6 protein-coding genes are annotated in these 6,343 nt (G+C 73.9%); 3 read left to right on the forward strand and 3 right to left on the reverse strand.

The genetic code is table 11. The features are described from left to right. Positions 1-11: 11 nt before the first annotated feature. The 3 genes from modA to T328_RS28870 are packed head-to-tail and all read left to right on the forward strand — an operon-like array spanning position 12 to position 2,822. Entirely contained in the window at positions 12-845 is an 834-nt protein-coding gene (gene modA / locus T328_RS28860) for a molybdate ABC transporter substrate-binding protein (RefSeq protein WP_496499135.1), read from the forward strand. Then, positions 842-1,702, forward strand: a complete 861-nt coding sequence (locus T328_RS28865) for an ABC transporter permease (RefSeq protein WP_496499136.1) — start codon at positions 842-844, stop codon at positions 1,700-1,702. Before modA ends, T328_RS28865 begins: the two co-directional genes overlap by 4 nt. 52 nt (positions 1,703-1,754) lie before the next feature. Further along, positions 1,755-2,822 (forward strand): ABC transporter ATP-binding protein, encoded by a 1,068-nt coding sequence (locus tag T328_RS28870; RefSeq protein ID WP_496499137.1) that lies wholly within the window; start codon positions 1,755-1,757, stop codon positions 2,820-2,822. Positions 2,823-2,842: 20 nt separating this feature from the next. Here the strand turns inward: T328_RS28870 and T328_RS28875 are convergent, their stop codons facing one another. The 3 genes from T328_RS28875 to T328_RS28885 form a co-directional block, all read right to left on the reverse strand. Continuing rightward, positions 2,843-3,994 carry an SPFH domain-containing protein gene (locus T328_RS28875; RefSeq protein ID WP_496499138.1) on the reverse strand — a complete coding sequence of 384 codons (1,152 nt, stop codon included), beginning with the start codon at positions 3,992-3,994 and terminating at the stop codon, positions 2,843-2,845. Positions 3,995-4,044: 50 nt separating this feature from the next. Then, the gene (locus T328_RS28880) at positions 4,045-4,482 is read right to left on the reverse strand and encodes an NfeD family protein (protein WP_496499139.1); all 438 of its coding nucleotides are present in this window, start codon (positions 4,480-4,482) and stop codon (positions 4,045-4,047) included. Positions 4,483-4,695: 213 nt separating this feature from the next. Further along, positions 4,696-5,661, reverse strand: coding sequence for an arsenic resistance protein (locus T328_RS28885; protein ID WP_496499146.1), 966 nt, complete (start codon positions 5,659-5,661; stop codon positions 4,696-4,698). Positions 5,662-6,343 lie beyond the last annotated feature (682 nt).

The raw sequence follows: 6,343 nt of genomic DNA on the forward strand, positions 1-6,343 counted from the left end.
GGAGTGGACCTGTGACGACCCGTTCCGCGCGCCGCGCTCGCCGGACCACCCGCCCGCTGCGGGTGGCCGGCGCGGGCGCCGCCGCTCTGCTGGCCCTGAGCGCCTGCTCCGACTCCGCCGGCACCTCCGACGACGGCTCCGGCTCCGGCTCCGGCGCCGCCGGTGAGGTGTCCGGCGGGGTCACCGTCTTCGCCGCCGCCTCCCTCACCGAGAGCTTCGAGAAGCTGGGCGCGCGGTTCGAAAAGGAACACCCCGGTACGAAGGTGACGTTCAGCTTCGGCGGCAGCGACGCCCTCGCCGCGAGCATCACCGCCGGCGCCCCCGCGGACGTCTTCGCCTCCGCCAGCGCGACGCCGATGGACATCGTCACGGACGCCGGCGCCGCCGCCGGTACCCCCGCCACCTTCGTACGCAACCGGCTGGAGATCGCCACCCTGCCCGGCAACCCGGACGGGATCGCCTCGCTGGCGGACCTCACCGACCCGGGACTGAAGGTCGTGCTCTGCGACGAGGCGGTGCCCTGCGGCGCCGCCGCGCGGCAGGCGCTGGACGCCGGCGGGCTGAAGCTCACCCCCGTGTCGTACGAGGAGGACGTCAAGTCCGCCCTCAACAAGGTGGTGCTGAAGGAGGCCGACGCCGCGGTCGTCTACCAGACCGACGTCCAGGCCGCCGGCGGCACGGTGGCGGGCGTCGACTTCCCCGAGTCGGCCGGCGCCGTCAACGACTACCCGATCACGCTGCTGGACCAGGCGCCGAACGCCGCCGCCGGCGAGGCGTTCATCGAGCTGGTGCGGTCGGCGGAGGGGCAGCAGGTGCTGGGCGAGGCCGGGTTCCGCAAGCCGTGACGCCCCCTTCTTCCGCGGGCAAGGGCGATACGGCGGACACCCTCACCGGTGGCCGCCGCCCCCGGCGCCCCCACCCCCGCGGCGGCGCGCCGCTGCCGCTCCTCGTACCCGCGCTCATCGGGCTGGCGTTTCTCGTCCTGCCCCTCGTCGCCCTGCTGCTCCGCGCCCCGTGGAGCGGCATGCCCGAGCTGCTGACCAGCACCGAGGTCTGGCAGGCGCTGCGCCTGTCGCTGGTCTGCGCGACCGCGGCGACGGCCCTGAGCCTGGTCGTCGGAGTGCCGCTGGCGTGGCTGCTGGCCCGGGTGGAGTTCCCGGGGCGGGGGCTCGTACGTGCGCTGGTGACGCTGCCGCTGGTGCTGCCGCCGGTGGTGGGCGGTGTGGCGCTGCTGATGGCGCTGGGGCGCAACGGGGTCGTGGGGCGGTGGCTGGACGACTGGTTCGGGGTCACGCTGCCGTTCACCACCGCGGGCGTGGTGGTCGCCGAGGCGTTCGTGGCGATGCCGTTCCTCGTCATCGCCGTCGAGGGCACGCTACGGGCCGCCGACCCCCGCTACGAGGAGGCCGCCGCCACCCTCGGCGCCGGGCGCTTCACCGCCTTCCGCCGCGTCACCCTGCCGCTCGTCGCGCCCGGCATCGCCGCCGGGGCGGTGCTGGCGTGGGCGCGTGCGCTGGGGGAGTTCGGCGCCACGATCACCTTCGCGGGCAACTTCCCGGGCCGTACGCAGACCATGCCGCTGTCCGTCTACCTCGCGTTGCAGCGCGACCCGGAGGCGGCGATCGCGCTGAGCCTGGTGCTGCTGGCGGTGTCGGTCGCGGTGCTGGCGGGGCTACGGGACCGTTGGCTGACCTCCGCATGAGGACGCCGCATGAGGAAGACACCGCATGAGGACACCGCGTGAGGGACTCCCGATGAGGGACACGGAGAGCGGGAACGAAGGGCTCGACGCCCGGCTCGTCGTCGACCGGGGTACCTTCCGCCTCGATGTCGCGCTCACCGCCCGCCCCGGCGACGTCGTCGCGCTCCTCGGCCCCAACGGCGCCGGCAAGACCACCGCCCTGCGCGCCCTCGCCGGCCTCGTCCCGCTCACCGGCGGGCACCTGCGCCTCGACGCCGCCGAGTTGGACCGTACGCCGCCCGAGGACCGGCCGGTCGGCGTCGTCTTCCAGGACTACCTGCTCTTCCCGCACCTCAGCGCCCTCGACAACGTCGCCTTCGGCCCGCGCTGCCACGGCGCCACCAAGGCCGGGGCCCGCGCCGAGGCCGCCGACTGGCTGGCGCGGATGGACCTCGCCGCGTACGCGGGCGCCAAGCCCCGCCGGCTATCCGGCGGCCAGGCGCAGCGCGTCGCGCTCGCCCGCGCGCTGGCCACCCGCCCCCGGCTGCTGCTCCTCGACGAACCGCTCGCCGCCCTCGACGCCCGCACCCGCCTCGACGTCCGCGCCCAGCTCCGCCGCCACCTGGCCGACTTCGAGGCCGTCGCCGTGCTCGTCACCCACGACCCCCTGGACGCCATGGTCCTGGCCGACCACCTCGTCGTCATCGAGGACGGCCGCCTCGTCCAGCAGGGCGCCCCCACCGACATCGCACGCCACCCGCGCACCGACTACATCGCCCACCTCGTCGGCCTCAACCTCTACCGGGGCCGGGCCCGCGGTCACACCGTCGACCTCGACCTCGCCGGCGGACCCGCGATCACCACCGCCGACGACCTCACCGGGCCGGTCTACGTCGCCTTTCCGCCCAGCGCCGTGACCCTCCACCGGGACCGCCCGACCGGCTCCAGCGCCCGCAACCTCTGGCGCTGCGCCGTCGCCGGCCTCGAAACCCACGCCGACCAGATCCGCGCCGAACTCACCGGCGAACTCCCCCTGGCCGCCGACCTGACCACCACCGCTGCCGCCGAACTCGACCTGCACCCGGGCGCGACGGTCTGGGCGGCCGTCAAGGCGACCCAGACCCACGCCTACCCCGCCTGAACGACCGCCCCGGCGTGCCGCTACTCCCCGTCGGGCTTCTTCCGGTGCACCTTCGGCGGCTGCGTCGAACTCGCCGCCTCCGCCTCGGCCTTGGCCTCGCTCACCGCCGCGTCGGCCTCTTTCGCCGCCTCGACAGCCGCCGTCACCGCGTCGAGCGCGGGCGACGGGCCCGCCGCCAGCTCCGGCGTGCCGGACTCGGCTCCGGTCCCGGTCCCGGCCCCGGTTCCGGCCCCGGCTCCGCCCTCGGCCTGCTTCCGGTCGACCTCCGGTGCCGTCTGCGGCGCCGCGGCTGGCCCCGCCGCCGACTTGTCGCCGAAGGCGGTGGTGACGGTGCGTACCGCCTCGGTCAGCTCGCCGGGGATCACCCAGAAGGTGTTGTTGTCGCTGTTCGCCAGGTGCGGCAGGGTCTCCAGGTACTTGTACGCCAGGACCTTCGCGTCGGCGTTGTTGCGGTGGACGGCCTGGAAGACGCGCTCCACGGCCTGCGCCTCGCCGTCCGCCCGCAGGATCATGGCCTGCTGCGTGCCCTGGGCCTCCAGGATGTCGCTCTGCCTCGTGCCCTCCGCGGTGAGGATCTTGGCCTGCCGCTCACCCTCGGCGTGCAGGATGGCCGCGCGCTTGTCGCGCTCGGCCCGCATCTGCTTCTCCATCGCCTCCTTGATGCTGTGCGGCGGGTCGATGGCCTTGATCTCGACGCGGTTGACGCGGATGCCCCACTTGCCGGTGGCGTCGTCGAGGACGGTACGGAGCCGGGCGTTGATCTCCTCGCGCGAGGTGAGCGTCTCCTCCAGGTCCATGCCGCCGATGACGTTCCGCAGCGTGGTGACGGTGAGCTGGTCGATGGCCTGGAGGTAGTCGGAGACCTCGTACGCCGCGGCCCGCGGATCCGTGATCTGGTAATAGAGCACGGTGTCGATGTTGACGACGAGGTTGTCCTCGGTGATCACCGGCTTGGGGTCGGACGAGTAGACCTGCTCGCGCACGTCCAGCTTGGTGTTGATGCGGTCCGCCACCGGCACGACGAAGTTCAGGCCGGGCTGCAGGGTCCGGCGGTACCGGCCGAACCGCTCGATGTTGTAGCGGCGCGCCTGCGGGACGACCCGCACGCTGGCGGACACGAGAAAGATGACGACCAGCGCCGCCACGAGAATCGGGATGACAACCGGGTCCACACTTCCTCCGTTGGCTGTGCGTTCAGCGGTTCAGTTCACCGGGCATCGGTTCAGGGGAGCAGCTCGCGGGGGTAGACGACGGCGGTGGCGCCCTCGATCTCCATGACCTCCACCAGCGCGCCCACCGGGATCACCGCGGTCTCGTCGAAGGCGCGGGCGGACCACTCCTCACCGGAGAGCTTGATCAGGCCGTGGGTAGCGGTGACCTCCTGCACGACCTCGGCCCGCTTGCCGAGCAGTGCATCGCTGCCGTCGCGGGTGAGGGGCGTCTGCGCCATGTGCCTGAGGGTGACGGGACGTACGAGGATGAGTCCCGCGGCCGCCGCCGACCCGAGGGCCACGAACTGCCCGAGGGCACCGATGCCCACCCCGGCCACCACGGCGGCCACCAGCGCGGCACCCGCGAGCAGCCCGAAGACCAGCGTCATCGTGAAAAACTCCGCGGCACCGAGTGCCGCGGCGGCGAGGAGCCAGACGATCCACGACATCGCATCAGCCTCCCTCGGGGGACTCACCCTCCAACCTACATCTGCGGAATGCCGGACAGAACAGGCGTGCCTATGGCGCCCGCGGCGGGGCGGGGCGGGCGGCGCCGGAGCCGGAGGGGGCTGAGGCCGTGAAACAGGACGGACGTGCTCAAGGCGTCCGCGGCGGTGCCGCTGCCCGCGGGGCGGGCGGGGCGGGCGGCGCCGGAGACGCGCTCATGGCGTCGGCCGCGGGGCGGCTGCGGGCACGAGGCGGGGGATCAGGCGGACGTAGACCACCATGCCGACGACCTCGACCAGGGTCTGGGTGACCACGACCACCGCCGCGGCGGCCAGCCGGTCGGGCAGCGCCAGGGCCAGCGGGAGGACCACGAGGGAGTTACGGGTCGCGCCGGTGAAGACGACGGCGCGGCCGTCGGGGGCGTCGAGGCGGAACAGCCGCGTGACCGCCAGGCCGGCGACGGCCATCACGGCGAGGAAGAGGACGTAGAACGGCACCACGCGGGCCACGTCGCCGAGGCTGTCGCCGTCGTCCAGCTTGGGCACCTGGGAGGCGACCACCGTCGCCAGCGTCGCGGCCATCAGCGGCACCATCGCGGTGCCCGCCGCGTCGGCGTTCTTCCGGCCGGCCGGGCGGCGGGCCGCCCACGCCTGGGTGAGCCAGGCGAGGGTGAGCGGGAGGGCGATGAGGACGGCGAACGCCTCGACGAACGGCCCGGCCTCGACGATGTCGGCGAGGTCCGAGCCCATGAAGAGGTAGAGGTAGCCGGGGAGCAGGACCAGCTGCGCGACCAGCAGCAGGGGCGTGACCGCGAGGAGCCGGTGGCTGCTGCCGCCGGCGAGGCCGCTGAAGACGATCACGTAGTCGATGCAGGGGGTGAGCAGGACGAGCAGGACGCCCGTGCGTACGGCCTGTTCGTCCGGCAGGAAGGCGAACATCGCCGCGACCACCAGCGGTACGACGACGAAGTTGACGACGAGCGCGGCGGCGAGGAACCGGCCGGCGCGCAGCGAGCGGAGCAGCTGGGCGGCCGGCACCTGGAGGAACGTCACGTACAGCAGCGCGGCGAGCACGGGGTTGATGGCGTGCTCCAGCCCCGGCCCGGCGCCGGGTGCGGCCCGGCCGACGACGCCGCCGGCGGCCAGGGCGCCGAGGTAGACGGCGACCTGGTGCCGCTCCATGGCCGCGACCGGGCCGGGCGACTGCGACACGCGGGCTCCTTGCGGGGTGGTGCGGTGTGACGGGGCGGGTGACCTGGGTCTTGTCCGCCCCCGACCGTAACCGGCGCACGGCGGGGCGCGCGCCGCCGACCGGACGGGCCGGACGGTCGACGGGGTGGGGTTGCCAACTGGTGGTCGGGGAGTGCGCAGGCGGGTGTGTGACTCGTTCGTGTGGTGGTCGGTTTGTGGGCTTGCGGTGTCGTGGGCTGTTCGGGCTACGGTGATCGTGCGATCTGGGACGCCGGGTGTGGCGCCAGCGTGCGGGGCCCCCGCTCCACCGGAGTGATGGTTCGGGGCCTCCCCGTCGCCTCTGGCCGTGCCCATGTGGCCGGGTCGTGAGGGAACCGGCCTCCCGGGATCGGACCACGGACAGGATCCGTGTCGCTGCCCCGGGGTCGAGTACGCCGGCGACCAGTACGTCCAAGACCGTTCGGGGCGTGCGGCTGAGCGGAGTCACTCCCGCTCAGTCCACAGGAACGGTAGGAGACGCTACGTCGACGGGTAGAAGGCCGCCGTGCCCTTTCTGCCCCGTCGCCGCCGCCGAATCTCCACGGTGCGCGCCGCCGCGGCCGTCCCCGACCCGTCCGCGCGTGGCGGCCCGGGCCGCGGTCCGCAGTGTTCCTGTGCACCCGGGCGGGCTACG

The organism is Streptomyces sp. CNX435, assembly GCF_059570575.1.

Bases quoted from the DNA above. Each gene is read 5' to 3' on its own strand.
- T328_RS28870 (WP_496499137.1), top strand. From the start codon at position 1,755: ATGAGGGACACGGAGAGCGGGAACGAAGGGCTCGACGCCCGGCTCGTC.
- T328_RS28880 (WP_496499139.1), bottom strand. From the start codon at position 4,482: ATGTCGTGGATCGTCTGGCTCCTCGCCGCCGCGGCACTCGGTGCCGCG.
- T328_RS28885 (WP_496499146.1), bottom strand. From the start codon at position 5,661: ATGGAGCGGCACCAGGTCGCCGTCTACCTCGGCGCCCTGGCCGCCGGC.